Annotated in this window: 24 protein-coding genes, 1 tRNA gene and 1 pseudogene; 19 read left to right on the plus strand and 7 right to left on the minus strand. The window is 68.3% G+C overall.

The features are described from left to right. Positions 1-12 precede the first annotated feature (12 nt). The gene (locus CHU93_RS14255; protein ID WP_094474829.1) at positions 13-714 is read left to right on the plus strand and encodes a peptidylprolyl isomerase; all 702 of its coding nucleotides are present in this window, start codon (positions 13-15) and stop codon (positions 712-714) included. Here the strand turns inward: CHU93_RS14255 and map are convergent. Further along, a pseudogene (gene map, locus CHU93_RS14260) lies at positions 715-1,543 on the minus strand (type I methionyl aminopeptidase). 92 nt (positions 1,544-1,635) lie between these two features. Between map and CHU93_RS14265 the strand changes: the two are divergent. The 8 genes from CHU93_RS14265 to CHU93_RS14300 are packed head-to-tail and all read left to right on the plus strand — an operon-like array spanning position 1,636 to position 8,236. Next, positions 1,636-2,388, plus strand: coding sequence for a competence/damage-inducible protein A (locus CHU93_RS14265; RefSeq protein WP_094474830.1), 753 nt, complete (start codon positions 1,636-1,638; stop codon positions 2,386-2,388). A gap of 8 nt (positions 2,389-2,396) precedes the next feature. Next, positions 2,397-2,678, plus strand: coding sequence for a hypothetical protein (locus CHU93_RS14270; protein ID WP_133064417.1), 282 nt, complete (start codon positions 2,397-2,399; stop codon positions 2,676-2,678). A gap of 1 nt (position 2,679) precedes the next feature. Next, the gene (gene pyrF / locus CHU93_RS14275) at positions 2,680-3,363 is read left to right on the plus strand and encodes an orotidine-5'-phosphate decarboxylase (protein WP_094474832.1); all 684 of its coding nucleotides are present in this window, start codon (positions 2,680-2,682) and stop codon (positions 3,361-3,363) included. Then, positions 3,360-3,992, plus strand: a complete 633-nt coding sequence (locus CHU93_RS14280) for a phosphoribosylanthranilate isomerase (RefSeq protein ID WP_094474833.1) — start codon at positions 3,360-3,362, stop codon at positions 3,990-3,992. Before pyrF ends, CHU93_RS14280 begins: the two co-directional genes overlap by 4 nt. Further along, positions 3,989-5,203 (plus strand): tryptophan synthase subunit beta, encoded by a 1,215-nt coding sequence (gene trpB, locus CHU93_RS14285; RefSeq protein WP_094474834.1) that lies wholly within the window; start codon positions 3,989-3,991, stop codon positions 5,201-5,203. Before CHU93_RS14280 ends, trpB begins: the two co-directional genes overlap by 4 nt. Continuing rightward, entirely contained in the window at positions 5,200-6,033 is an 834-nt protein-coding gene (gene trpA / locus CHU93_RS14290; RefSeq protein ID WP_094474835.1) for a tryptophan synthase subunit alpha, read from the plus strand. Before trpB ends, trpA begins: the two co-directional genes overlap by 4 nt. Continuing rightward, the gene (gene accD / locus CHU93_RS14295) at positions 6,030-6,884 is read left to right on the plus strand and encodes an acetyl-CoA carboxylase, carboxyltransferase subunit beta (RefSeq protein WP_094474836.1); all 855 of its coding nucleotides are present in this window, start codon (positions 6,030-6,032) and stop codon (positions 6,882-6,884) included. Before trpA ends, accD begins: the two co-directional genes overlap by 4 nt. A gap of 32 nt (positions 6,885-6,916) precedes the next feature. Further along, positions 6,917-8,236, plus strand: coding sequence for a bifunctional folylpolyglutamate synthase/dihydrofolate synthase (locus CHU93_RS14300; protein ID WP_094474837.1), 1,320 nt, complete (start codon positions 6,917-6,919; stop codon positions 8,234-8,236). A gap of 40 nt (positions 8,237-8,276) precedes the next feature. On the opposite strand, the gene CHU93_RS14305 is transcribed toward CHU93_RS14300, so the two are convergent. Beyond that, positions 8,277-8,837, minus strand: coding sequence for a helix-turn-helix domain-containing protein (locus CHU93_RS14305; RefSeq protein ID WP_094474838.1), 561 nt, complete (start codon positions 8,835-8,837; stop codon positions 8,277-8,279). Positions 8,838-8,936: 99 nt separating this feature from the next. Between CHU93_RS14305 and CHU93_RS14310 the strand changes: the two genes are divergently transcribed. Further along, the gene (locus CHU93_RS14310) at positions 8,937-9,434 is read left to right on the plus strand and encodes a DUF6456 domain-containing protein (protein WP_243375698.1); all 498 of its coding nucleotides are present in this window, start codon (positions 8,937-8,939) and stop codon (positions 9,432-9,434) included. A gap of 2 nt (positions 9,435-9,436) precedes the next feature. Further along, positions 9,437-9,979 (plus strand): superoxide dismutase family protein, encoded by a 543-nt coding sequence (locus CHU93_RS14315; RefSeq protein ID WP_094474839.1) that lies wholly within the window; start codon positions 9,437-9,439, stop codon positions 9,977-9,979. A 5-nt stretch (positions 9,980-9,984) separates the two neighbouring features. Here the strand turns inward: CHU93_RS14315 and CHU93_RS14320 are convergent. Then, a tRNA-His gene (locus tag CHU93_RS14320) sits at positions 9,985-10,061 on the minus strand. A 242-nt stretch (positions 10,062-10,303) separates the two neighbouring features. Between CHU93_RS14320 and CHU93_RS14325 the strand changes: the two genes are divergently transcribed. Beyond that, positions 10,304-11,299, plus strand: a complete 996-nt coding sequence (locus CHU93_RS14325) for a Leu/Phe/Val dehydrogenase (protein WP_243375709.1) — start codon at positions 10,304-10,306, stop codon at positions 11,297-11,299. Here the strand turns inward: CHU93_RS14325 and CHU93_RS14330 are convergent. Both CHU93_RS14330 and CHU93_RS14335 read right to left on the minus strand, forming a co-directional pair. Further along, entirely contained in the window at positions 11,293-15,435 is a 4,143-nt protein-coding gene (locus tag CHU93_RS14330) for a translocation/assembly module TamB domain-containing protein (RefSeq protein WP_094474841.1), read from the minus strand. The genes CHU93_RS14325 and CHU93_RS14330 overlap by 7 nt on opposite strands. Beyond that, a complete protein-coding gene (locus CHU93_RS14335) occupies positions 15,435-17,390 on the minus strand; it encodes an autotransporter assembly complex protein TamA (RefSeq protein WP_133064418.1) in 1,956 nt (651 codons plus the stop codon). The genes CHU93_RS14330 and CHU93_RS14335 overlap by 1 nt, the downstream gene beginning before the upstream one ends. A 93-nt stretch (positions 17,391-17,483) precedes the next feature. Here CHU93_RS14335 and CHU93_RS14340 point away from each other — a divergent pair, with 93 nt between their 5' ends. The 3 genes from CHU93_RS14340 (at position 17,484) to CHU93_RS14350 (ending at position 19,302) form a co-directional block, all read left to right on the plus strand. Further along, positions 17,484-17,672: a hypothetical protein gene (locus tag CHU93_RS14340; RefSeq protein ID WP_094474843.1), complete on the plus strand. Its 189-nt coding sequence runs from the start codon at positions 17,484-17,486 to the stop codon at positions 17,670-17,672. Positions 17,673-17,768: 96 nt separating this feature from the next. Next, positions 17,769-18,689, plus strand: a complete 921-nt coding sequence (locus CHU93_RS14345) for a DUF808 domain-containing protein (protein WP_094474844.1) — start codon at positions 17,769-17,771, stop codon at positions 18,687-18,689. Between the two features lie 55 nt (positions 18,690-18,744). Next, positions 18,745-19,302: a hypothetical protein gene (locus CHU93_RS14350; RefSeq protein WP_094474845.1), complete on the plus strand. Its 558-nt coding sequence runs from the start codon at positions 18,745-18,747 to the stop codon at positions 19,300-19,302. Positions 19,303-19,320: 18 nt separating this feature from the next. Here CHU93_RS14350 and ypfJ read toward each other — a convergent pair whose 3' ends face one another. Together ypfJ and CHU93_RS14360 are read right to left on the minus strand one after the other, a co-directional pair. Continuing rightward, positions 19,321-20,211 carry a KPN_02809 family neutral zinc metallopeptidase gene (gene ypfJ / locus CHU93_RS14355; protein ID WP_094474846.1) on the minus strand — a complete coding sequence of 297 codons (891 nt, stop codon included), beginning with the start codon at positions 20,209-20,211 and terminating at the stop codon, positions 19,321-19,323. 136 nt (positions 20,212-20,347) lie between these two features. Continuing rightward, positions 20,348-21,244: a S1/P1 nuclease gene (locus CHU93_RS14360; RefSeq protein ID WP_094474847.1), complete on the minus strand. Its 897-nt coding sequence runs from the start codon at positions 21,242-21,244 to the stop codon at positions 20,348-20,350. A 129-nt stretch (positions 21,245-21,373) separates the two neighbouring features. Between CHU93_RS14360 and CHU93_RS14365 the strand changes: the two genes are divergently transcribed. From CHU93_RS14365 to aroC, 4 genes are read left to right on the plus strand one after another with little or no spacing between them, the layout of a single operon-like run. Next, the gene (locus CHU93_RS14365; RefSeq protein ID WP_094474848.1) at positions 21,374-22,312 is read left to right on the plus strand and encodes a DnaJ C-terminal domain-containing protein; all 939 of its coding nucleotides are present in this window, start codon (positions 21,374-21,376) and stop codon (positions 22,310-22,312) included. Between the two features lie 5 nt (positions 22,313-22,317). Next, entirely contained in the window at positions 22,318-23,166 is an 849-nt protein-coding gene (locus CHU93_RS14370) for a YihY/virulence factor BrkB family protein (RefSeq protein ID WP_094474849.1), read from the plus strand. A 36-nt stretch (positions 23,167-23,202) separates the two neighbouring features. Then, a complete protein-coding gene (gene fabI, locus CHU93_RS14375) occupies positions 23,203-23,994 on the plus strand; it encodes an enoyl-ACP reductase FabI (RefSeq protein ID WP_094474946.1) in 792 nt (263 codons plus the stop codon). Beyond that, the gene (gene aroC, locus CHU93_RS14380) at positions 23,991-25,064 is read left to right on the plus strand and encodes a chorismate synthase (RefSeq protein WP_094474850.1); all 1,074 of its coding nucleotides are present in this window, start codon (positions 23,991-23,993) and stop codon (positions 25,062-25,064) included. The genes fabI and aroC overlap by 4 nt, the downstream gene beginning before the upstream one ends. Positions 25,065-25,090 lie beyond the last annotated feature (26 nt).

The raw sequence follows: 25,090 nt of genomic DNA on the forward strand, positions 1-25,090 counted from the left end.
TAGGGTGGTGGCATGATTCGTCGCCATCTGCTCGCCGCCGCCCTGATGCTGGCCCTGCCTGTTGCTGCCCAGGAGGTGGCACCCGCCGCACCGCCGCCGGCCCCGGAAAAGCCGGCGCCGGCCACCGTGGCCATCGTGGTGACCACCGAACTGGGGCCGATCACCATCGCGCTGGAAACCGAACGCGCGCCGATCACGGCGAATTATATCCTTCGCCACGTTGACGAGGCGCGGCTGGATGGCGCGGCCTTTTACCGGGCGATGAAGCTGACGCCGGATGGCAATTATGGCCTGGTGCAGGGCGGCATCCAGGATGGCCGCAAGCTGTTGCCGCCGGTGGCACATGAACCGACGAGCGTGACCGGCCTGACCCACAATGAAGGCGCCGTGAGCCTGGCGCGCGGCGCACCGGGCACGGCGCAGGCGCAGTTCTTCATCATCCTGGGCGATCTTTCCAGCCTGGATGCCAAGCCGGGTGGACCCGGTGACAATCTTGGCTATGCCGTGTTCGGCCGGGTGACGGACGGCATGGACGTGGTGAAGAAAATCCAGAACGCGCCCGTCTCGGCCACCAAGGGCGAGGGCGCCATGAAGGGCCAGATGATCGAGACGCCGGTGAAGATCATCAGCGTGAAGCGGGTGATCCCGTTGCCGGTCAAGCCCAAGCCGGCGGTGCGCCCGGTCGCGAAGAAGCTGCTGCCGAAAAAGCGCTGATCAATTATAGGGTGGCGCGAACCAGCCCTTGGGGCTCTGCGTGAAGATCTCGCAGCCGGCCTCGTTANTCGGTGATCCCGATGCTGTGTTCGAACTGGGCCGACAGGCTGCGATCGCGCGTCACCGCCGTCCAGCCATCGTCCAGCACCTTCACGGCCGGGCCGCCGGCGTTGATCATCGGTTCGATGGTGAAGAACATCCCCGGCCGCAGCAGCACGCCGCGCCCCGGCTTGCCGATGTGCACCACGTTGGGGGCGGTGTGGAAATCCTGGCCCAGGCCATGGCCGCAGAAATCGCGCACCACGCTCATCCGGTTCTTTTCGGCATGGGTCTGGATGGCGTAGCCGACATCGCCCAGCGTGTTGCCCGGCTTGGCCTGTTCGATGCCCAGCATCAGGCATTCATAGGTGACATCCACCAGCCGCCGCGCCTTGATCGGCACATCGCCCACAAAGAACATGCGGCTGGTGTCGCCATACCAGCCATCCACCACCACGGTCACATCGATGTTGACGATATCGCCGGCCTTGAGCTTTTTCGGCCCCGGAATGCCGTGGCACACGACATGGTTCACCGAAATGCACAGCGAATGGGAAAAGCCGCGATAGAAGACGGTGGCCGAAGCAGCGCCAGCGGCGCGGACAAACTCCCACGCCATCGTGTCGAGATCGATGGTCGCAACCTCCGGCTGCACGAAGGGGGTGATGTGATCCAGCACCTCGGCCGCGAGCCGCCCGGCCTTGCGCATGCCTTCGAACGCAGCCGGCCCGTGCAGGCGCAACTGGCCTTCCTGCGGGTCCATCACGGTGGTGTAGAGCGCCTGTGTCATCATGATGCACATAGGCGTTCGGGGCCGCCAAGTCCATGCGGCTAACAATCTGGGCATGGCCAGCCACTTCATGCTGGGGTAAGACGGCGGCCATGAGCGACGAACGCATCTACACCGCCGCCCTGGTGATCATCGGGGATGAAATCCTGTCGGGCCGCACCCAGGATGCCAACCTGGCCTATCTGGCGAAATGGCTGGGCGTGCAGGGCATCCGCCTGAAGGAAGTGCGCGTGGTGTCGGATGATATGGACGCGATTGCCGACGCCGTGAACGCCCTGCGCGTTCGCCATGACTATCTGTTCACCACCGGCGGCATCGGCCCCACCCATGATGACATCACCGTGGATGCGATTGCCGCGGCGCTGGGGCGGGAAGTGATCGTGCACCCGGATGCGCGGGCAATATTGGCCGACCATTATGGTGACCAGTTGACCGACGCGCGGCTGCGCATGGCCCGCACCCCGGCCGGTGCCAGCCTGATCGAAAATCCGCGCACCAAGGCGCCGGGCATAAGGGTGGAGAATATCTTCATCATGGCCGGGGTGCCGATGATCACCCAGGGCATGCTGGCGGCGCTGGACGGCACGCTGGAAGGCGGCGCACCGGTGTTGAGCCGCACGGTCGCGGCCTGGACGCAGGAGAGCAAGGTCGCCGACGTGCTGAAGCGCACCGAGCGGGACAATCCCGGCGTGCAGATCGGGTCCTACCCCTTCTGGCGGGAGGGCAAGACCGGCGCCAACTTCGTGCTGCGCTCCACCAGCACCGCCCAATTGGCCGAGGTGGCGGAAAAGCTGATGGCAGGCCTCATGGAAATTGGTATCACGCCCGTAGACGGTGAGCTGTGAGGGTCAACATGGCGATCATCCGATATGCGCTGCTGGCGCTGATGGGGTTTGCATTTCTGCTGCTGGCGGTGTCGAACTGGACATTCGTGCCCTTCACCCTGCCCAATGGCGGGGTGGCGCGGGCGCCGTTGCCGCTGCTGCTGGCCGGGGCCTTTCTGGCCGGCATGATCCCGACCTGGTTGTGGATGGCCTTTGTGCGGCCGCTGGTGGAAGGCCGGCGGTTGCGGCCGAACACGGCCCGCACCGAGCGCGCCGAAGTGGCGCCGCCGCTGGCGCAAACGGGCATCTGACGTGACCGCCAATCGCGTGTTTGTGGCCATTGATGTGGCCGATGTGGTCGCGGCGCGCGCGCTGGTGGCCGCCGTCGCGCCGCATGTGGGCGGCATCAAGCTGGGGCTGGAATTTTTCTGTGCGCACGGGCCGGCCGGCATCGCCGCCGTGATGGCGGGGCAGGATCTGCCGCTGTTTCTTGATTTGAAGCTGCACGATATTCCCAACACCGTGGCCGGCGCCATTCACAGCCTGGCCCCGCTGGCGCCCAGCATCCTGACCGTGCATGCCGCCGGTGGCCATGCCATGCTGGCCGCCGCCCGCGCCGCCGCGCTGCCGCACACCCGGGTGGTGGCGGTGACGGTGTTGACCAGCCTGGATGATGGCGATCTGCTCGCCGCCGGTGTGGCCGATGGCACCGGGGCCCAGGCGCAGCGGCTGGCTGGGGTGGCGCGCGCCGCCGGGCTGGATGGCATTGTCTGTTCCCCGCATGAGGTGGCGGCGGTGAAGGCGGCGTGGGATGATGGCCTGTTCGTCGTGCCCGGCTTGCGCCCGGCCGGCAGCGACGTGGGCGACCAGAAGCGGGTGATGACCCCGGCCGATGCGCAGGCGCTGGGCGCCGGCGTGCTGGTGATTGGCCGGCCGATCACGGCGGCGGCCGATCCGGCGGCGGCTGCGGCTGCGATTGCTGCCAGCCTGGCATGACGTCGTTCAAGATTTGCGGGGTGAAAACCCCCGAGGTTGTGCACGCGGCCGTGGCCAGCGGCGCGGCGCATATCGGCTTCAACTTCTTCCCGCCCAGCCCGCGTTTTTTGAGTCCCGCCGATGCCGCGCCGCTGATCGCGCTGGTGCCGGCCGGGGTTGGCCGGGTGGCGGTGCTGGTTGATCCCGATGATGATCTGGTCGCTGCCGTGATCGCCGCCGGCATCGATATCCTGCAGTTCCACAATGTGCCGCCCGGGCGGCTGGCGGCGCTGGCGCAGCGCCATGGCCGGCCGGTGTGGCTGGCCGCCGGCGTCAAGACCCGCGCCGATATCGAGGCTGCGACAAAGGCGGCAGGCCCGGCTGATCTGTTGCTGTTGGATGCCAAAGCGCCTAACGACGCGCCATTGCCGGGTGGCAATGGCTTGGCCTTTGATTGGCGCCTGCTGGCCGAAACACGGCCGCAGCGCCGCTTTGGCCTGGCCGGCGGGCTTGGCATCCACAATGTCGCCGATGCGATCCGGCAGGTCGCCCCGGCGCTGGTGGACGTGGCATCAGGGGTGGAAGAAGGGGCAGGGGTGAAATCGGTGGAGAAGATCATGGCCTTTGCGAGCGCGGTGAGGGACGCATGAACGCTGAAATTGGCACCCTGCGGGCCGGGCCGGATTCGAACGGCCATTTCGGCCAGTTTGGCGGGCGTTATGTTGCCGAAACCCTGATGCCGCTGATCCTCGAGCTGGAACAGGCCTATACCGCCGCCAAGGCCGATCCAGCCTTCCATGCCGAGCTGAATGATCTGCTCACCCATTATGTCGGCCGGCCGAGCCCGCTCTATTTCGCGCCGCGCCTGACGGAAGAGCTGGGCGGTGCGAAGATTTATCTGAAGCGCGACGAGCTCAATCACACCGGCGCGCACAAGATCAACAATTGCATCGGCCAGATCCTGCTCGCCCGCCGCATGGGCAAGACGCGCATCATCGCCGAAACCGGTGCCGGCCAGCATGGCGTGGCCACCGCCACCGTGGCGGCACGCTTTGGCCTGCCTTGCACCATCTACATGGGCGCGCGCGACATCGAGCGGCAGGCGCCCAACGTGTTCCGCATGAAGCTGCTGGGCGCCGAGGTGAAGGCGGTGGAAAGTGGCAGCAAGACGCTGAAGGATGCGATGAACGAGGCGCTGCGCGATTGGGTGACCAACGTGCACGACACCTTCTACATCATCGGCACAGCGGCCGGCCCGCACCCCTATCCCGAACTCGTCCGCGATTTCCAGACGGTCATCGGCAAGGAAGCCCGCGCCCAGATATTGGAGCGCGAAGGCCGGCTGCCCGATCTGCTGGTCGCGGCCATTGGTGGCGGTTCCAACGCCATCGGCCTGTTCCACCCGTTCCTGGATGACAAGAGCGTCCGCATCGTCGGCATCGAGGCATCGGGCAAGGGGCTGGACACGCACGAGCATGCCGCGTCGCTGGCCGGTGGCCGCGCCGGGGTGCTGCACGGCAACAAGACCATGCTGCTGCAGGATGAGGATGGCCAGATCACCGAGGCGCACAGCATTTCGGCCGGCCTTGATTATCCCGGCATTGGCCCGGAACATGCCTGGCTTCATGCCATCGGCCGGGTGGAATATCAGAGCGCGACCGACACCGAAGCGCTGGAAGGCTTCCAGCTGCTCTGCCGCACCGAAGGCATCATTCCGGCGCTGGAGCCGAGCCATGCATTGGCCGCTGTCGCGCGCATCGCGCCGACCATGGGCAAGGACCAGATCATCATCGCCAATCTGTGCGGGCGCGGGGACAAGGATATCTTCACCGTGGCCGCCGCGCTGGGAGTGGCGATGTGAGCGGCGACCGGCTTTCCGCCCGCTTTGCCGCCTGCGCCAGCGAAGGCCGCGCCGCGCTGGTGACGTTCGTGACCGCCGGTGATCCTGATCTGGCGACCTCGGCCGGCATCCTTGCCGCGCTGCCGGGGGCAGGGGCGGACATCATCGAACTGGGCATGCCGTTCACCGATCCGATGGCCGATGGCCCCGCGATCCAGCGCGGCAATCTGCGCAGCCTGGGGGGCGGCACCACGCTGAAGGCGCTGCTGGCCATGGTGCGGGATTTTCGTGCCACGGATGATGCGACGCCGATCGTGCTGATGGGCTATTTCAACCCGATCCTCGCCTTTGGGCCGGAGCGGTTTGCCGCCGAGGCCAAGGCCGCCGGCATCGATGGCTGCATCGTCGTTGACCTGCCGCCCGAGGAGGCCGCCGAGCTGACCCCGGCGCTGGCCGCCCATGGCCTGCACCTGGTGCGGCTGGCGACACCGACCACCGATGCCCAGCGGCTGCCGGCGGTGCTGAACGGCGCGTCGGGTTTCCTTTATTATGTCGCCGTGGCCGGGGTGACCGGGGCCAATTCGGCCGCCGCCGCCGATATCGCCGCCGCCGTTGCCCGCCTGAAGGCCGCGACGCCGTTGCCGATCGCAGTCGGCTTTGGCGTGCGCACACCGGATCAGGCCGCCGCCATTGCCGCCCATGCCGATGCCGTGGTGGTGGGCAGCGCCATCGTGGATGCCATCGGCGATGCCGCCGAGGCCCGCGCCAATGATATTCCCGCCCGCGTTGCTGCCCAGGTGGCGGCGCTGGCCCAGGCGGTCCGCACCGCCCGCAAGGAGCAAGCCGCATGAGCTGGATCACCCGCACCCGCCAGCAGTTGACCGGGTTTCTCGCCCGTCGCGACACGCCGGACAATTTGTGGACCAAGTGCAAAAATTGTGGCGCCATGGTCTATACCAAGGAGTGGGAGGACAATGCCTCCGTCTGCCCGCGCTGTGACCATCATGACCGCATCGGGCCGAAGGCGCGCTTTGCCCAGTTGTTTGACGGCGATTACCGCGTGCTGCCGGCCGCGAAGGTTGCCGAGGATCCGTTGAAGTTCAAGGACCAGAAGAAATATACGGATCGCCTGAAGGCCGCCCGCGCCGCCACCGGCGAGCCGGAGGCGATGATGGTCGCCGATGGCCAGATCATGGGCCGGCGCGCCATCGTGGGTGTGCAGGATTTCGCCTTCATGGGCGGTTCCATGGGCATGGGCGTGGGTGAGGCCTTTCTGGCCGGCGTGGATGCGGCGCTGGCGGCCAGTGCGCCCTATATCGTGTTCACCGCCGCCGGCGGCGCGCGCATGCAGGAAGGCATCCTCTCGCTGATGCAGATGCCGCGCACCACGGTGGGCATCCAGCAACTGCATGATGCCGGCCTGCCCTATATCGTCGTGCTCACCGATCCCACCACCGGTGGGGTGACCGCCAGCTATGCCATGCTGGGCGATGTGCAGATTGCCGAACCCAATGCCCTGATCGGCTTTGCCGGCCAGCGCGTGATCGAGCAGACGATCCGGGAGAAGCTTCCCGAAGGCTTCCAGCGCGCCGAATATCTGCTGGAGCATGGCATGCTCGACATGGTGGTGCACCGCCGCGACCTGAAGGACACGCTGGGCCGCCTGATCGGCCTGTTGATGGCGCGGCGCATCGCTGCATGAGCCAGGGCGGGGGCGCATCACCTGGCGCGCGCATGCCGCCGGCCCGGTCTGACAATCCGGTGCTGGATGCGCTGCTGCGCGATGCCTATGCCCTGCACCCGACCGAGATTGACTTGTCTTTGGGCCGATTGGAACGGCTGCTGGAGCGGCTGGGCAACCCGCACCACCGGCTGCCGCCGGTGTTCCACGTGGCCGGCACCAACGGCAAGGGCAGCACCTGTGCCATGCTGCGCGCCTGCCTGGAGGCGCAAGGGCACCGCGTCCATGTCTATTCCAGCCCGCACCTGGTGCGCTTCAACGAGCGGATCCGGCTGGCTGGCCAGCTGATCGCCGATGATGCGCTGATCGTTCTGTTGAAGGATGTGATCCGCCTGAACGGCGAGGCGCCGATCACCTTTTTCGAACTGACCACGGCGGCGGCCTTCCTGGCCTTTGCCACGGTGGAGGCCGATGCCTGCGTGATCGAGGTGGGGCTGGGCGGCCGCATGGACGCGACCAATGTGCTGCCATCCGCGCTGGTCTCGGGCATTGCCCAATTGGGGCTGGACCACACGCAATGGCTGGGGCCGACCATTCTTGATATCGCCCGGGAAAAGACCGGCATCGCCAAGCGCGGCGTGCCGCTGGTGACCGGTCGCCACCCGGCGGCGGTGACGGCGCGCATTGCCGAAATCGCCGGGCTGGCCGGGGCACGGCTGGTGATCCGCGGCCAGGATTGGGATGCGGCGGTGTATGAGAATCAGCTGCATTACCGCGATGGGGAGGGCAAGCTGGCACTGCCGCTGCCCCGCCTCGCCGGCGCCCACCAGCACGACAATGCCGCGCTGGCGGTGGCGATGTTGCGGGTGCAGACGGCGCTGCCGCTGAAGGAAGCGGCACTGCGCGCCGGCATGGGCTGGGCCGAATGGCCGGCGCGGCTGCAGCGGCTGGAACGCGGCCCGCTGCCCGAATTGCTGCCCGCCGGCAGCAGCCTGTGGGTGGATGGCGGCCACAACCCGGCCGCCGGCCGTGCCCTTGCTGAAGCCATCCGGCCGCTGCTGCAGCCCGGCCAGCGGCTTTTGCTGGTGGCCGGCATGCTGGCCAACAAGGATGCCGAAGGCTTTCTGAAGCCGTTCGCCGGCATGGCGAGCGCGATTTACACCGTGCCGGTGCCGGGCCATGCCGGGCATGATCCGCAGGCGCTGGCCGCCACCGCCTCTGCAATGGGGATGGCGACCGCCAGCGCCCCCAATATCCGCCAGGCGCTGAAGGCGATTGCCCGCACCGGCGACGCGCCGCCGCTGGTGCTGATCACCGGCAGCCTGCACCTGGCCGGCGCGGCGCTGGAGCTGAACGGGCAGGTGCCGGCGTAAAGAACAGGTCCTCCCCAAACAAGTTTGGGGAGGATCCTGGTTACAGTCGCCGCACCAGCGTGGTCACCATGGCCACCCACGGCACATCCAGCACCAGCTGCCGCGCGCCGGGCGTGGTGGGCAGCAGCTGGATGCGGCCGCCTTCGGTGGCGATCAGGCGGCCGAAGGCAAAGCGGCCGGCGGGGCGGGGGGCGAGCACGTCGCGGTTGAGGGCGCGGCCGAATTGCGCCGGTTCCAGCCGCTGCGCCCACAATTCATCGCCGCTGCGATAATCGCCCTGCGCGGTTTCCACCACCAGCCCCAGCATGTCGCCCTGCGGGCTGGGCGGCACCAGCGTGCGCGGCCGTTCCGGGGCATCGGCGCCATTCAGGCCGATCAATGCCGCCACTGGCACATCGGGGCGATCCGGCATGGCGACCAGCGCGGAGGACGGCACGCCCATGGCGGCGGCAATCCGTTCCAGCCAATCGATCGACACGGTGCGCATCCCGGTTTCCAGCCGCCCGATGGTTTGCGGCGTCGTCGGCGGATCGCAGGCCGCCGCCACATCGGCCAGGGTGAGGCCACGGCTTTTGCGCACATCACGGATGCGGGTGATCATGTTGCCCCAATCAAATAACCTGATTGGTTAATCCTGTCCTACAACCCCTGCCTCATGCAAGCATGAATTCGCCCATTTCGTGCCAAACAGGAGAATCGCATGCCGAACACCGCCGAAACCGCCGATGTACCCCCGGCCACCGCCAACCGCCTGATCGGCACCCGCACCCTGCCGCCGGGCGACCGGATCGACCGGGCGCAGGTCGCGGTGAACCTGGCCGAGGCGCCGCTGGCCTGGCTGGCGCGGCGCGGCCATATCAGCGCGGCGCAGCTGGCGGCCGGGATGCGGCTGCGCGATGATTATCACGCCGCCAGCCTGGGCCCGTGCGTGACCATGCGCTGGGACCCGCTGCCATCCAGCCGCCGGCCGGGCAGCGCGCCGGAGCCGGGGGGCAGCCAGATCGCCGCCCGCCGCCGCTTTGATGCCGCGGTGGCCGCCTGCGGGCCGGGGCTGGCCGATGTGCTGTGGCGGGTGGTGTGCGCCGGCGAAGGGCTGGAGGCGGCCGAGCGTGGCCTGGGCTGGCCGGCGCGGGCCGGGAAACTGTTGCTTTCGCTGGCGCTGGACCGGCTGGTCAGCCATTATGGGGTGAAGGAGTGACCATGCGCCAAGTCTTGCTGTTGTTGCCGCTGATGCTGGCGGCCTGTGGGCCGAAGGCCGAATCGCTGGGCCGCGTGGGCGGTGCGCCCCCGTCGCTGATGCTGTCAGCCAAATTGCTCACCGCCGAGGGCAATGCGCTGGGCGATGCCGAGCTGTTGCAGCTGGCCGAGGGCACGCAGCTGATCGTGGCGGTGAAGGGCCTGCCGCCCGGCCAATATGGCCTGCACATCCATGCCATTGGCCGTTGTGTGGGCCCGGATTTCGCCAGCGCCGGCCCGCATTTCAACCCGGCCGGCCGCCAGCATGGCCGCGACAATCCGATGGGCAGCCATGCCGGCGATCTGCCCAACATCACGGTGGACGCCAAGGGCGTGGGCAATCTCAATGAGATGATCCCCGGCCTGCGCCTGGCCGATGGCGCCACCCCAGTGCTGGATGATGATGGCGCCGCCATCGTGCTGCACGGCAAGCCCGATGATTATCGCAGCGATCCGGCCGGCAACGCCGGGCCGCGCTTTGCCTGCGCGGAGTTTCGGAAAGGCTGAAAGGGTGGGGCGACTGACGGGGCTTGAACCCGCGACCTCCGGTACCACAAACCGGCGCTCTAACCAACTGAGCTACAGTCGCCACAGCAAGAGGAGAGGCCGGATAAACGAGCCGGGGGCGGCTGGCAAGCGGCTTTGTGTTTCGGGCGCTGCGGCAGGGAAGATTGCTGGACGTTGGAATATTGTTGCGTTAAGGCGCAATTTTTCCTTGGTGGAGCTTGAGTCATGACCGTTGCCGCCCCCCTCGCCACCTCTTTGCAGACCCTACAGCTGGCCCGCCTGCCGGCCGAGGCGGCTCCCGGTTTTGACGCGCACGAACAGGTGATGCTGGTGAAGGATGCGGCCACCGGCTTGCATGCCATCATTGCCATCCATTCCACTCACCTTGGCCCGGCGGCCGGCGGTGTGCGGCGCTGGGCCTATGGCAGCGAGGCCGAAGCGCTGACCGATGCGCTGCGCCTGTCGCGCGGCATGAGTTACAAGAATGCCATCGCCGGCCTGAAGGCGGGCGGCGGCAAGGCGGTGGTGCTGGCTGATGCGCCGAAAACCGAAGCGCTGCTGGAAGCCTTTGGCGAGGCAGTGGCGGCGCTGGGCGGCCGTTATGTGACGGCCGAGGATGTGGGCATGACCGATGCCGACATGGTGGTGCTGGCGCGGCGCACGGCACATGTTGCCGGCCTGCCGGTGGCAGCGGGCCGTGTGGGCGGCAATCCCGGCCCGTTCACGGCGCGCGGCGTGGCTGTCGGCCTGAAGGCGGCGGTGGCCCACAAGCTGGGCCGGGCAGAGGTGCGCGGCCTGCATGTGGCGATCCAGGGCGTCGGCAGTGTGGGCGGTGCGCTGGCCCGCGCGCTGGGCGCCGAAGGTGCGAAGCTGACGCTGGCCGATGCCGATGCGGCCCGTGCCGCGCGGCTGGCCACCGAACTGGGTGCCGCGCATGTGGGTGTGGACCAGATCATGGGCGTTGCCGCCGATGTGTTCAGCCCCAACGCGCTGGGCGCCATCCTGAACGAGGCCAGCATCGCCGCGCTCGATGTGGCGGTGGTGGCCGGTGCCGCCAACAACCAGCTGGCAACGGCCGCCGATGGCGCCCGGCTGGCGGCGCGCGGTATCCTTTATGCCCCCGATTATGTGATCAACGCCGGCGGCATCATCAGCGTGATTGCCGAATATCTGGGCGAGACCAGCCTGGATGCCGTGAACGCCCAGGTGGACGAAATCGGCCCGCGCCTCGCTGGCCTGTTCGATCTGGCCCAGGCCAGCGGCGAGGCGACCGACGTGGTGGCGGACCGGATGGCGCGGCGGCTGATCGGGCGTCAATAATCCTTCGTCCACTGGAGGCCGGCCGAGGTGCCGCCAAGGGTGGCGACGCTGCTGAGCAGTGACAGCGAGCGGGTGAGGCCAATCTCGATGCTGGTGGCGGTATAGCCCTGGGCGTCGGTGGCGAGTTCGACATAGACATTGCGGCCGAGATATTGTCCGGCGGCGACCGAGGTCTTGCGGCCCAGCGTGGTGTCGGCCGGCAGGATGCGCAGGCGATCGATGCCCAACCCCTTTGAAACCGCGCCAATGGGGTTGAAGCCGCCGCCGCGCAAGGATGTGAGCGCGCCGGCCAGCTGGATGGCTTCGGGCGCGGACAGATCGGTGACGCGGGCGCCGAACAGCACGCGGCTCAGCACCTCGTCTTCCGGCAGGGACGGCACCGAGCTGAAGCGGATCTGCGGGCGCTGCGCCGTGCCTTCGATGCTGAGCAGCGCGGTGAAGCCGTTGCTGGCATTTTCGGCGGCGACATTGATGATGGGATCGGGCGGATAACCGCCCTGGAAACGGATGTCGCCGCGGGTGAGCTGGAAGCGCTTGCCGGCAAAATCATAATCGCCGCGCACCAGTTGCACGCGGCCGAACAGTTCGGGTGCGGTGGCGGCGCCGCGCAGCCGCACATCGGCCTGCCATTCCGATTTGATGCCCATGCCGGTGACGCGCAGATCGCGCGGCGCGGTGATGGAAAGATTGTAGAGCCAGCGGGTGGGCGGCACATATTGCGCCACGCGCCGGCCGAGCACGCGGGTGTTGCGTTCCGTCACCGCCAGCACCGGGACATCGGCCACGGCGGTGCGCCCCACCCGATATTCGGCGCGCGACAATTTCAGTGTGCCCGAAACGACGCCGCCATATTCGTCGGTCGCGACCCGGATATTGCCGCTGCCCACCGCCGACAGATCATCGCGGCCCAGGATGGCGGCATCGCTGACCGCCATGCGGATATCCATGGGGAAACCGCGTTCCAGGCTGAGATCGATGCTGCCCGAACCGGTGATGCGGCCGCTGCCCGAGGTGCCGGCAAAGCGGGTCAGCTCCAGGCGGGAGGCGTTGAAGCGGGCATCAAGGCTGGTGCCGGTGGCGACCGCACCCAGCAACGGCGCTTCCACCCGGGCGTCGCGGGCGATGATGCGACCGGCAATCTGGGGATCGCCCAGCGTGCCCGACAGATCGGCTGCCACCTGCACGCCCCCGCGCAGATCAAGCGCGGTCAGGCCGGACAGGCCCCACAGATCCTGCGCCGGCCCGGCATAGCGCAACTGGCCGGTGATGGGTGCGGCGGCATAGGCGGCGATCAGGCTTTCCGCCCCTTCGGCCGCCGGGCCGAGCCGCGCCTGCGCCCGGCCTTCGACCTTGCCGGCGCGCAGGATGACGGCGCGCACCAGCGTGCCATCGGCGCCCAGCACGGCGTTGAGGCCGAGATCAATGGGGGTGGAGGTGCTGGTGATGGCGCTGCGCGACAGGCCGTTCAGCCTGAGATTTGCCTTGCCGCGCGGCACGGCCCCGCGCGGCAGATCAAGATCGACATCGCCCGAGACGCGGCCGGCCAGGTTGATCGAGGGATAGGCGAGGCCCACCACCGCCAGCGACACCCGGTCGAGCCTGGCCTGCACCCGGCGCTGGCGCGGGCCCCAATCGCCGGACAGTTCGGCATTGCCGAAATCGCTGCTGATCCGCATCGGTGTGAGATGCCAGCCGGCATCATCCTGGCTGATCCGCGCCGGGCCGGTGAGGCGGGCGGCGCGGCCATCATAGCTGCCATCGCCCGACAATTGCACGCCGTCACCGGCGATGGCGGCGGCCAGCGTGATCGCAAAGGGGGCGCCGCTGTCGCCCGACAGGGTGAGGCTGGCCTTGCCGCTGCCATCGGTGAGATCGATGCTGCCGCTGGCGCTATCGATCACCAGATTGCCGCGCTCCAGCCCCTTGAGGCTGAGGCTGCCGCGCAGCAGCGGGCCGGTGACCGGCAGGCGGAGCAGTGCCTTCAGCCGCAGCTGATCAATGCCCACCGGGGTTTCGATGCTGGCATCGGGCGCGATGCGGATATTGTCCCCCGACAGATCGAGATCGGCCTGCTGCACGTCGCCATTGGCCGACAGTTGCGCCGCGCCCGACAGGCCAGCGCCGGCCAGCGCCAGCCGCCCGACCAGCGGCCCGGCCGGGGACTGGCTGGCGCTGCCGCTGGCGACAAAGCCGGCCAGCGTCAGCCGCTCCACATCAAGGCGCAGCACCGGTTCGACATCAAAGCCTGCCGCCAGCGTGGCCGGGCCGGCGGCGGTCTTTGCGGTGGCGGCCAGTTGCCAGCGGGCGTTGCGGGCGGCCAGCCGCGCCTCCACATCGGTGAGGCCATAGCCGGGGCGGGGCAGGCGCAGGGTGAGGGCGAGGGCATCCAGAGGCCCGCCGCCATCGGCGCGGAAGGCGCCGAATTCGGCACTGCGGCCGCTGAGCGCGAAATTGACCCGGCCAGCCTGCCAGCCGAGCGTGCCGCCGGCGGAGAGCCTGGGGCTGCCCAGCGACAGGCCGCTGGCGCTGATCACCAGGCCGGGTTGCAGCGTGAAGCGGCCGGCAAGCGCGATGCTGCTGCCAGCGAGGCGGGTGAGGGCGCTGGCCGGCGGGCGCGCGGCGGTGAGCCGGAAATCGCCGCTGCCCGCCACGCCGGGTTTCAGATCGGCGGTGAAGGCGATGTCGCTGCCGCCCAGCAGCGGCAGGGCCCAGCCCCGGGCCTCTCCCACCAGGCGCAGGCCCCAGGCGGCGGTGGCCGGGCGCCAGCTGAAGCCGGCGCGGCCGGTGACCGGCCCGGATTTGACCGCCAGTTCGCTGCCCGAAAGCTGGCCGGCGCGCCAGATCAGCGGCCCGCTGGCCTGCCAGCGCCCGGCCAGTGGTGCAAGGTTGGCCGGCAGGCCGCGCACGGCGGTGACACTGGCCGCAGCCGGGATCGCGGCGCTGCCATCATTGGCATCGATGATGGCCGTGGCAGTCACCCCGTCCAGCCACCAGCCGCCGGGCAGGCCCAGGCTGGCGGCGTTGGCCTTGGCCTCCGCCGCCGGGGCCAGCCACGGGCCAGACAAGCGTGCGGTGGTGCTGAGGCCCTTCAGGGTGAGGCCGGCGGGCAGCGGTGCGCCATCCACAAGCTTCAAGGCAAGGGTGCCGGCCTCGATTCGTTCGGCGGCGCGGTCCACCCGGCCCGACAGGCTGGCGTTGAACCAGCGGCCGGTGGCGGTGGTGGTGACTTGCAGCGCATCATCGCGCGGGCTGGCGCGCAGGTTGATCGCCAGCCCGCCCGCCAGCAGCCGCGACAGGGCAGATGCGGGCAGCAGGGCGGCTGGATCGATGCGGCCGGCCAAGCCGAATTCTCCGTCGGTCAGGGTCAGCGCCGCATCGGCCAGCCGGGCAGCACCGCTGCTGGCGCGCAGCGTGCCGTTCCACGACCGCCAGCGGCCCTGGCCGTTGGCCGTGAGGTCCAGCCCGGCCGCGATACCGGTAAGGCCGGCGACGAGCCCGCCGGGCGGCGCCTGCAGCCGGGCCGAAAGCGCGAAGCGGTCATCATCAGGCCGGGCATCGAGATCGATCAGCAGCCGGTCGGCGCTGCCGGCTGCGGCCGTGACCTTGACCAGCGCGCGGCCGGCGGCGATGTCGATCCGGCCCGACAGACTGGCCTGATGCGCCCTGGCGCCGGCGACACCGGGGGCGAGCCGGATGCGCGGCGCCTCCAGCCGGGCGATGCTGATGTCAATGGCGGGCAGCAGGCGGGGATCGCTGCTCGGCCGCAGCCGGGGCAACCGGTCGATCTGGATGGTGCCGGCCGCCAGCCGCCGGGCGGCAAAGCGGTTGGCGAGGAGGTCAAGCGGCTGCCAGTCCACCGCCAATTGGTCGATCCGGGCAAAGCGGCCGGCGGGATCATGCAGTTCCACCCCCACCAATGTGCCACGCCCCCAAAGGCTGCCCTTGATGGCGCGCACCCGGAACGACAGGCCGCTTTGCAGTTCCAGCGCCGGCAGGTTGCGCGCGACAAAGGCACGGCCGGGTTCGGTGTCGAGCGCAAAGGGCAGGGCGGCCAGTGCTGCCACCAGCAGCAGAAGGCCGACAAGCAGCGCCTTGAAACTGCGCCGCATCAGCCCGAGGCGGAGCCGTTCCGTCATCAGAACGCCTGCCCGATCGAGACATAGAAGACCAGCCGCGGATCGCCCCGCTGCGGGTTGATCGGGGTGGCGATATCGATGCGCACCGGGCCAAAGCCGGTGTAGAGCCGCGCCCCGATGCCGGCACCCAGCGACAGCCGGTCAAAGGCCGGGGTGGTGCCGGTGGAAACCTCCCCGCCGTCGACAAAGGCGACCAGGCCGACATCCTGGCCAAAGGCCTGGAAGCGATAGCGCGCCTCCACCGCCATTTCGGTGAGGCTGTTGCCGCCGGTGGGCACATTGTCGGCATTGCGCGGGCCGACGCCCTGGAAAACATAGCCGCGCACCGAGCCGCCGCCGCCGGCATAGAAGCGGCGATCCGGCGCGATCACGCCGCGGCTGGCGCCGACGATGCTGCCGATGTGGAAGCGGCCAGCCAGCACCAGATCGCCAATCGGCTGATAGGCGGTGGTTTCAAATTGCGCCTTCAAATAATTGAAATTGCTCTGGTTTCTGAGCGTGAATTCCGGGCTGAGCCGCGCCGTGAGCCGGAACCCGCGCGACGGGTTCAACAGATCGCCGGACTGGTCCCACGTCAGGCTGGCGGGCAGGGCGAACACTGTGAAGGTGCGGCGCGGATCGCCGGGGGCGGAACGGTCGCGCTGGCTGGTGACCAGCGCCTGGGCGCCGATGCTCCATGTCCAGTCCTTTTGCCAGATGATGTTGCTTTCGCGCGCCAGCGCCGCGCTCACCCCCAGGGTTTCGGCGGCGAAGGCGAATTGCTGGCTGGCCGAAAAGCCGCCCGACAGCAGCAGGGAACGGTCGCGCGCGCGGAAATTGCGGCGGCGCAGCTCCACCTGGGCCAGCTGTTCACGCTCGGCGGCGACGGCGCGGGCGGTGAAGGCGCCTTCGGGCGGGAACAGGTTGCGGTGGGTCCAGCTGCCTTCGGCGCGCAGGCCCTGGCCGGTGGAAAAGCCGCCCGACAGGGCGATGGTGCGCAAGGGCGCGGGATCGGTGCTGACCTTCAGGTCCACCGTCTGGCGGCCATCCTCGGCGATGGCGCCTTCGACCGGCGTGACCGACACGCCGCCGAACAGGCCGGTCTGCACCAGCGCACGCCGCAGATCATCGCGGCCGGCCTCGCTATAGCGGTCCCCCGGCTTGAAGCGGGCCAGCATGGTGACATGGTTGTTGCCGAACCCCTTCGCCGTGGTCTCGATGCTGATGGCGCCGAACATGCCGCGCCGGCCCAGATCGATCGCTTGCCGGAACTGGGCATCGCGGCCGGCGTGATCCACCACGATGTCGGGCGGCAGGATGCGCGGGAAGGGATAGCCGGCATCGGCCAGCCGGGTGGGCAGGCTGGTTTGCGCCGCCTGCACCCGCGCCGCATCGAGCGGATCGCCGATGCGGATCGGCAACAGGCGCGAGATAATGCGCCCTGGATCGGCCGGGCCCACGGCGCCTTCGGGCGCGCTGATCACCAGATCGCTGATGCGATAGAGCGGGCCGGGTTCCACCGCCACCTCGACCAGGCTGGCGCGGCGGCTGGCGCTGGGCGGCTGGGTGGTGATGCGCACCGTGCCGCCATAATGGCCGATGGAGCGCAGCAGCAGATCGATGAGATCGCGATCCTCGGCGATGCGGCGGCCAAGCTGGGCGAGGTTGGTATCCTCCCCCCGGTGCAGCCACAGCGAAGACAGGCCGCGGAATTCATCATCAAGGCCAAGTTCGTTCAGGCCCTTCAGTTCCACCTGGTAACGGATGGCGGCCGCGCCCGGTTCGGGATCGGCGGCGGTTTCGGGCGTGATGTCGGGCCAGGGCAGGGCTTCCATCCCCGGCAGTTCGGGCAGAGGCGCATCTGGCCCGGGCAGGGGCGGTTCGGAATTCGGCTCGGCCGGGGCGGGCGCTGGCACCGGCTGGGCCAGCGCCGGCACGGCAAGGCCAGCGGCCAGCAAGGCAAGGATCAGGCGCACCACAGTCTTCCGTTTACCGGATGGGACGGCGCTGGCAACGGTCCCGCGTGACCCCACTGGCCAATATCGGCCGGCTGGTGCATGGGAAGCGCCATGGACAGCCAATCGCCCCGTTCCTCTGCCCGCCCGCCCCAGCGTGGTGGCGGCATCCTGATCGCGCTGGGCCTGGTGCTGGGCGCCGGGATCGGCACGGCGCTGGGCCAGCCATCGCAGGGGCTGATCATCGGCTTTGCGGTGGGGGGCGCGCTGGCCATCGCCCTGTTGTTTGCCGATCGGCGCTGAACCGCTCCTGACTTTTCGGGGTTAAGCCGCCGCATTGCACAGAGGCAGGTTTTTTGCCAAGCGCAACACCGCATTGGGCTTTGGGGGACGATAAGCATGGCGGGCGGCTTGTTTGCGCTGCTGGACGATGTGGCGGCGATCGCCAAGGTGGCGGCCGCGTCGCTGGATGACACGGCGGCGGCGGCGGCCAAGGCATCGGCCAAGGCGGCCGGGGTGGTGGTGGATGATGCCGCCGTCACGCCGCGTTATGTGGTGGGCTTTGCCGCTGATCGCGAGATCCCGATTGTCGCCAAGATCGCGCGCGGCAGCCTGAAGAACAAGCTGGTGTTCCTGCTGCCCGGCGCCATCGCATTGTCCTATTTCCTGCCGCTGGCGATCACCCCGCTGCTGATGGCCGGCGGCGCCTTCCTGTGTTTTGAGGGCGCGGAAAAATTGTGGGAAAAGCTGACGCCCGAGGACGAGGCGGCAGAGGATGCCGCCGAGATGGACCCGGTATCGCGCGAGAACAGCATGGTGGCCGGCGCGGTGCGGACCGACATGATCCTCTCTGCCGAGATCATGGCCATCGCGCTGGGCACGGTGGAAGACAAGCCGATCGGCGAACAGGCCGTGGCGCTGGCGGTGGTGGCGCTGGGCATCACGGCGCTGGTCTATGGCGCGGTGGCGCTGATCGTGAAGGCCGATGATGCCGGTGTGCGGCTGGCGCGGATGAACAATGGCGCGGTGGCGGCGCTGGGCCGGGGTCTGGTTTCGGGCATGCCGCCCTTCCTGGGCCTGCTGGCCTGGGTTGGCCTGGCCGCCATGCTGTGGGTGGGCGGCCATATCGTGATCGATGGCCTGAACAAGTTTGGCGTGCACCAGCCGCACGAATGGCTGCACGGGGCAATGCACATGGTGGAAGCCGGCGGCGGCTTTGCCACCTGGGCTGCCGAAGCCGGTGGTTCGGGCCTGTTTGGCCTGGCGCTGGGCGGGGTGATTGCCGCCGTGCTGCACCGGTTTCACGGGAAGCCGCATTGATTGACGATGGGTCGCGTCACGGTGTAGTGGAATTGCAACACAGTGGAGCGTGTTGATGAAGATTGCCCTGGTTGCCATCCTGTTGTGCGGCGTTGCGGTGGTGTGGTTCGCCCGCGACGATGAAGAGCCCAAGCGTCTGACCAGCGAGACAAGCTGGAATCTCGAGCGGTTCGACAAGCGCGGGGGGAAGGCCGGGGACGATTCCGCCGGCGACAAGGTGGAGTTTCGCGCCAACACCGAATCACGCGAGATGGAACTGCGCCTGCCCGGCGGCATCCAGGGCAAGATGCGCATGCCCGATGGCCTTGGCACCGAAACGAAATTCGATCTGGACGGCATTGGCCGCTATCCGGGCGCCAGGCTGCTGAGTGTCGACATGTCGGGCGGTGGCAGCCGCATCGGCCGGGTGATGCTGGGCTTTTTGGCGCCGGGCAGCGCCGATGCGGTGGCCGACTGGTATGAAAAGGCGCTGATCGCCAAGGGCCGCACCGTGGCGCGCACCGGCAACACCATCACCGGGGCGACCAAGGATGGCGAACCGATGGTGATCGCGGTGGAAGACGGGCCGGGCGACATCGCGCGCGGCCGCGTCATCATCACCGATACGGATTGATCGCCTCGGGCTTGATCGTCACAGGCTTTGGGCCGCGAACGTGTCGCAGGCGCGCACCTCGCCCGTGTCCAGCCCGCGCCGCAGCCAGCGCATGAGCTGCGCCGACGTGCCGTGGGTGAAGGCTTCGGGCTGGATGCCTTGCCCGGCTTCGGCCTGCAGCCGGTCGTCACCGATGGCCTCGGCGGCGCGCAGCCCTTCCTCGATGTCGCCCGGTTCCAGCAGATCCCGGTTGTGGTGCGCCCACACGCCGGCAAGGCAATCGGCCTGCAATTCTTGCCGCACCGACAGGGCGTTGGCCCCGGCCTTGTCCATCGAACGGCTGGCGCGGTTCACCTGATCCGAAATGCCCAGCACGGTCTGCACATGATGGCCCACCTCGTGCGCGATGACATAGGCGGCGGCAAAATCGCCCGGCGCGCCGAAGCGGCGTGACAATTCGTCGAAGAAGCTGGTGTCGAGATAAACCTGCCGGTCGGCCGGGCAGTAAAATGGCCCCATGCCGCTGTTGGCCGGGCCGCAGCCGGAGCGGACGCGGCCTTCGAACAGGTTGAGCTTGGGCGCGGGATAGGGCTGGCCAAGCTGGGCCGGGAAAATCTCGCCCCAGGTGCGCTCGGTGGTGCCGAGCACGCGGGCGACAAAGCGGTCGTGATCGCCGGTCAGGGCCGCGCGTTCCTGTGCCGGTTGCGGCTGGCCAATGCCGGGGCCACCCACAGTGCCGCCGGCGCCGCCAAGCAGAGAGAGCGGGTTGACGCCAAACACCACGCCCACCACCATCAGGATGGCGATGGTGCCCAGGCTCATGCCGCCACCGATCGGAATTGGCAGGCCAAAGCCCCCACCCCCGCCCGCGCCGCCTTCGCCGCGCCGGTCGATGATGTTGCCGCTTTCCTCTTCGTCGTCGAGGTTCATGGTGAGCAGCCCGCCCGTGATTGCGTTCCGGTCCAATTCCAAACCCGCTCATGCCGGGCTTGTCGAGGCACGCTCCAGGTGCCGTGCGTGCCTCGACAAGCTCGGCATGAGCGGTTCGATCATTGGATCCGCATGTTTATCCTTTCGGAGCGGGCGCCGCCAGCGCCTGTTCGACCAGGCTCGCGATGCGCGTGCCGGCCTTGGCAACCTGGGTCCGCACCGCCGGGGTGGCCGCGGCGACATAGGCCGGGGTGACCGTGCCGCGCGGCAGGGCGCGGCGGCCGGATTCCGGGATCGGGCAGCTGTCGGGATAGTCCTTCAGCTCCGGGTACACGGTGGTGCGGGCAATATCCCAGGCCTCGCGCGCCCACAGCGCCACCTTGGCCTTGGTGCCGGCCGGGCCGGCGGCAAAGGCGGCGCGCATGGCCGGGGTGATGCGGCGGGGGGCGATGGCCGGCGGCTCGGTCAAGGCGCGTTCGGCCAGATCACCATCCCAGATCCAGTGCAAATTCATCCGGTCGGGCGCCTTGAAGCCGAAGGCGGCGCGCACATCATTGCCGCCGCGATCGGCCTTGTCGCCCATGTGCAGCGGCTGGTGCATGTCGCCAACCATGTGAACCAGAAAGGCAAGGGCCTGCAGCCGTTCGGCGGCCGGGCGCGACCGATCGGCCAGGATCGCCTGCTGGCGCGGGATCTGCGCGGTCACGCAATCGCCGTTCCAGCATTTGGCCGTGATGTCGAACGGCTCGCACACGCTGATGTTCTGATAATGCCAGGGGGCGGAAAAGGCGAAGCGGTCGCGATAGCGGCCCCGCACGCAATCGGGCCAGACCGAGGCATCCTCGATGCTGGCCAGCCGGCATTCCGGCGTGTCGAGCCCAGGCGCGGCGCGGATCAGCGCCTTCACCTGGGCGCGTGCGGCCGGTGACAGCTGCGACCAGGCGATGCTGGCGGTGAGGCGATGGGCATAATCGCCCCAGGCCAGTGCCGGGGCGGGGAGGAGCAGCAGCAGGAGGGCGAGGATGCGGATCATGATCGGTCCTTATGCCAACATGGTTACGCTGGCGAGATGGCGCCCGCGTCGCTATGGTCGCGGCCACTTGATGGGCGGCACCTGTCCGCCCATCTCAACACCACGGCCTATTTTCGATCTGGAACCAGAATGCGCGATCCATACACGGTGCTGGGAGTCAGCCGGACGGCGAGCGAAGCGGAGATCAAGAAGGCGTTCCGCACGCTGGCCAAGGAAAATCACCCGGACACCAACGCCAACAATCCCAAGGCGGCCGAGCGCTTCAAGGAAGCCAATGCCGCCTATGAAATGCTGTCCGACAAGGAAAAGCGCGGCCAGTATGACCGGGGCGAGATTGGCGCCGATGGCCAGCCGATCAACCCCTTTGCCGGCGGATTTGGCCGTGACGCTGGCGGTGGCTTTGGCCGGGGCGGCGCAGGCGGCGGCCCAGGTGCCGGCGCTGGGCGCGGCGGCTTTGATTTTGCCCAGGGCGCCGATGATCTGTTTGCCGAGCTTTTTGGCGGACGCAGCCCGTTCGGTACCGGCCGTGGCGGCTTTCGCACCGAGGTGCGCGGGCCCGATGTCGCCTATCGGCTGACCGTGCCCTTTGTGGAGGCGGTGCGGCTGACGCCGCAGCGGGTGACGCTGCGCAGCGGCCAGACCATCGAGATCAAGCTGCCGGCGGGCCTCGAATCGGGCAAGCAGATGCGGCTTTCGGGCAAGGGCGAGCCTGGCCCCGGTGGCCCTGGCGATGCCATTGTCACCATCGAGATCGGCCCCCACCGCCTGTTCACCCGCGACGGCGACGATATCCGCCTGACCATGCCGCTGCGGCTGGACGAGGCGGTGCTGGGCGCCAAGGTGCGCCTGCCAACGCCGGAAGGCGATGTGACCTTCACGGTGCCGGCCGGCACCACATCGGGCAAGATGTTCCGCCTGAAGGGCCGGGGCTTCCGCCGCCTGGATGCCACCCGTGGCGACATGCTGGTGACGGTGATGATCGACATTCCGCCCGATCATGCTGCCCTGAAGGCCTTTGCCGAGAATTTCATCGACGGGCGTGAAATCCGCGCCGGGTTCGAAGCCTGACACGCATGCCGCTGGCCGCGCGCCTGCGCCGCGTTCTGGCCGACACGCTGGCCGGCACCTTCGAACATGGCTTCACCCATGCCGGGAACCTCGCCTATCTCAGCCTGGTTACCCTGTTTCCGTTCGTGATCCTGCTGGCGTTCGTGGCCGGCCGCATGGGCCGCACCACCGAAGGCATGGCGGCGGTGAGCGGGTTCCTGAAGGCGCTGCCCGACAATGTCGCCAGCCTGATTGCCCCGGCGCTGGGCGATGTGATCGCGGCCGAAGCCAGTGGCGGTGTCGTCACCTTCTCGCTGCTCGTCGCGCTGTGGACATCATCCGGCGTGCTGGTCACGCTGCGCATGATCGTCACGCAAGCCTATGGCCGGCAATCGGAAATGCCCTATCTGCGCTGGCGTCTTCTGGGCATCATCGAGGTGCTGGGCCTGGTGCTGCTGCTGCTGATCGCCTTTGCCGCGCAGGTGGTGGTGACGGGGGCGGAAACCTTCGTCTATCGCCTGATGCCGCTGGCGGCCGACATTTTCCCGGCGCTGGGCCTGCAGCGGGTGCTGCCCGCCGTGCTGCTGTTCCTGGCGCTGTGGGGCCTGTTTGCCCTGCTCTGTCCGCGCCGGTTCCGCATCGCGCCGGTGTGGCCGGGCGCGCTTGCCACGGCAACGGCGTGGACGGCGACCACGCTGGCTCTGCCGCGCGCGCTCACCCTGTTTGGCGGCTATGCCCTCACCTATGGCGGCCTGGCCGGCGTGATCATCGCGCTGCTCTATTTCTACATCATCGGCCTCGGGCTCGTGGTGGGGGCGCAGCTGAATGCAGCCGTGGCGCGCAGCCGGCTGGAAATTGCCGCAATTGCCCGTTAAGGCGCGCCGCACGTGAAGGAGATTGACATGGGTATCATGGCTGGCAAGCGCGGCCTCATCATGGGCCTGGCCAACGACAAGAGCCTGGCCTGGGGCATTGCCAAGGCGCTGGCGGAGCAGGGCGCCGAACTGGCGTTCAGCTATCAGGGCCCGATGATGGAAAAGCGGGCGCGCCCGCTGGCCGAGCAGCTGGGCGTTGCCCGCCTGTTTGAATGCGATGTGGCGTCGATGGAGAGCATCGATGCCTGCTTCTCCGGCCTGGCCGCGGAATGGCCGACCATTGATTTCGTCGTCCACGCCATCGGCTTTTCCGACAAGAACGAGCTGCGCGGCCGTTATGTCGACACCAGCCTCGACAATTTCCTGCTGACCATGAATGTCTCGGTCTACAGCTTCACCGCCGTGGCCCAGCGCGCCGCCGCGATGATGCCCGAAGGCGGTTCGCTGCTCACCCTGTCCTACTATGGCGCCGAAAAGGTGATCCCGCATTACAATGTGATGGGCGTGGCCAAATCGGCGCTGGAATGCAGCGTGAAATATCTCGCGATGGATCTGGGCCCGCAGGGCGTGCGGGTGAACTGCATCTCCGCCGGCCCGATCAAGACGCTGGCCGCCAGTGGCATCGGCGATTTCCGCTACATCATGAAGTGGAACGAATATAACAGCCCGCTGCGCCGCAATGTCACCATCGAGGATGTCGGCGGCGCCGGCCTCTATCTCCTGTCCGACCTTGCCAGCGGCGTGACCGGCGAGATCCACCATGTCGACGCCGGTTACAATGTGATCGGCATGAAGGCCGAAGACGCGCCGGACATGAGCCTGTCGTGAGCCTCAACAGCTTCGGCCATCTGCTGCGCTTTACCACCTGGGGCGAAAGCCACGGGTCGGCAATTGGCGCGGTGGTGGATGGCTGCCCGCCGGGGCTGGCGCTGTCGGAAGCCGATATCCAGCCGTTTCTCGACAAGCGGCGGCCGGGGCAGAACAAGTTCACCACCCAGCGGCAGGAGCCGGACGAAGTCCGCATCCTGTCGGGCGTCTATGAAGGGCGCACCACCGGCACGCCGATTTCGCTGTTCATCGAGAATATTGACCAGCGGTCGAAGGATTATTCGGACGTGGCGGCCAAATATCGGCCCGGCCATGCCGATTATGCCTATGATGCCAAATATGGCCTGCGCGATCCGCGCGGCGGCGGGCGCTCCTCGGCGCGGGAAACCGCCAGCCGGGTCGCGGCCGGCGCGGTGGCACGGAAGATCATTCCGGGCGTGACCATCACCGCCTATCTCGTCAACATCGGCGGCATCGCCATCGATCGCAGCCGATTTGACCTGGCAGAGATCAACCGCAACCCCTTCTGGTGCCCCGATGCCGTGACCGCCGGCCTGTGGGCCGAGCATCTGGATGCCGCCCGCAAATCGGGATCATCGCTGGGCGCCATCGTCGAATGCGTGGCCACGGGCGTGCCGGCTGGCTGGGGCAGCCCGCTCTATCACAAGCTCGACGCCCAACTGGCCAGCGCCGCGATGAGCATCAACGCCGTGAAGGCGGTGGAAATCGGTGACGGCTTTGCCGTGGCTGCCCTGCGCGGCGAGGAAAATGCCGACCGCATGCGCCCCGGCGCCGATGGCAACCCGGAATTTCTCTCCAACCACGCCGGCGGCATTGCCGGCGGCATTTCCACCGGCCAGCCGATCGTGCTGCGCATGGCGCTGAAACCCACCAGCTCGATCCTGACGCCGGTGGAAACCATCACCCGCGACGGCGAAGCGGCCGAAATCGTCACCAAGGGCCGGCACGACCCGTGCGTCGGTATCCGCGCCGCGCCGGTGCTGGAAGCGATGGTGGCGCTGGTGCTGGCTGATGCGATGCTGCTGCATCGGGGCCAGACCGGGCGCTGAAGCGATTGTTCCTTGGGAACACTCGC

The organism is Sandarakinorhabdus cyanobacteriorum, assembly GCF_002251755.1.
Classification (GTDB): Bacteria; Pseudomonadota; Alphaproteobacteria; order Sphingomonadales; family Sphingomonadaceae; genus Sandarakinorhabdus; species Sandarakinorhabdus cyanobacteriorum.

Coding starts and splice junctions, on each gene's coding strand:
- CHU93_RS14255 (WP_094474829.1), top strand. CDS start 13: ATGATTCGTCGCCATCTGCTCGCCGCCGCCCTGATGCTGGCCCTGCCT.
- CHU93_RS14365 (WP_094474848.1), top strand. CDS start 21,374: ATGCGCGATCCATACACGGTGCTGGGAGTCAGCCGGACGGCGAGCGAA.
- CHU93_RS14310 (WP_243375698.1), top strand. CDS start 8,937: ATGCCGAACACCGCCGAAACCGCCGATGTACCCCCGGCCACCGCCAAC.
- CHU93_RS14350 (WP_094474845.1), top strand. CDS start 18,745: ATGAAGATTGCCCTGGTTGCCATCCTGTTGTGCGGCGTTGCGGTGGTG.
- CHU93_RS14340 (WP_094474843.1), top strand. CDS start 17,484: ATGGACAGCCAATCGCCCCGTTCCTCTGCCCGCCCGCCCCAGCGTGGT.
- CHU93_RS14345 (WP_094474844.1), top strand. CDS start 17,769: ATGGCGGGCGGCTTGTTTGCGCTGCTGGACGATGTGGCGGCGATCGCC.
- CHU93_RS14315 (WP_094474839.1), top strand. CDS start 9,437: ATGCGCCAAGTCTTGCTGTTGTTGCCGCTGATGCTGGCGGCCTGTGGG.
- CHU93_RS14360 (WP_094474847.1), bottom strand. CDS start 21,244: ATGATCCGCATCCTCGCCCTCCTGCTGCTGCTCCTCCCCGCCCCGGCA.
- fabI (WP_094474946.1), top strand. CDS start 23,203: ATGGCTGGCAAGCGCGGCCTCATCATGGGCCTGGCCAACGACAAGAGC.
- CHU93_RS14305 (WP_094474838.1), bottom strand. CDS start 8,837: ATGATCACCCGCATCCGTGATGTGCGCAAAAGCCGTGGCCTCACCCTG.
- CHU93_RS14330 (WP_094474841.1), bottom strand. CDS start 15,435: ATGACGGAACGGCTCCGCCTCGGGCTGATGCGGCGCAGTTTCAAGGCG.
- trpB (WP_094474834.1), top strand. CDS start 3,989: ATGAACGCTGAAATTGGCACCCTGCGGGCCGGGCCGGATTCGAACGGC.
- ypfJ (WP_094474846.1), bottom strand. CDS start 20,211: ATGAACCTCGACGACGAAGAGGAAAGCGGCAACATCATCGACCGGCGC.
- accD (WP_094474836.1), top strand. CDS start 6,030: ATGAGCTGGATCACCCGCACCCGCCAGCAGTTGACCGGGTTTCTCGCC.
- CHU93_RS14270 (WP_133064417.1), top strand. CDS start 2,397: ATGGCGATCATCCGATATGCGCTGCTGGCGCTGATGGGGTTTGCATTT.
- CHU93_RS14280 (WP_094474833.1), top strand. CDS start 3,360: ATGACGTCGTTCAAGATTTGCGGGGTGAAAACCCCCGAGGTTGTGCAC.
- CHU93_RS14265 (WP_094474830.1), top strand. CDS start 1,636: ATGAGCGACGAACGCATCTACACCGCCGCCCTGGTGATCATCGGGGAT.
- CHU93_RS14325 (WP_243375709.1), top strand. CDS start 10,304: ATGCTGGTGAAGGATGCGGCCACCGGCTTGCATGCCATCATTGCCATC.
- CHU93_RS14300 (WP_094474837.1), top strand. CDS start 6,917: ATGCCGCCGGCCCGGTCTGACAATCCGGTGCTGGATGCGCTGCTGCGC.
- CHU93_RS14370 (WP_094474849.1), top strand. CDS start 22,318: ATGCCGCTGGCCGCGCGCCTGCGCCGCGTTCTGGCCGACACGCTGGCC.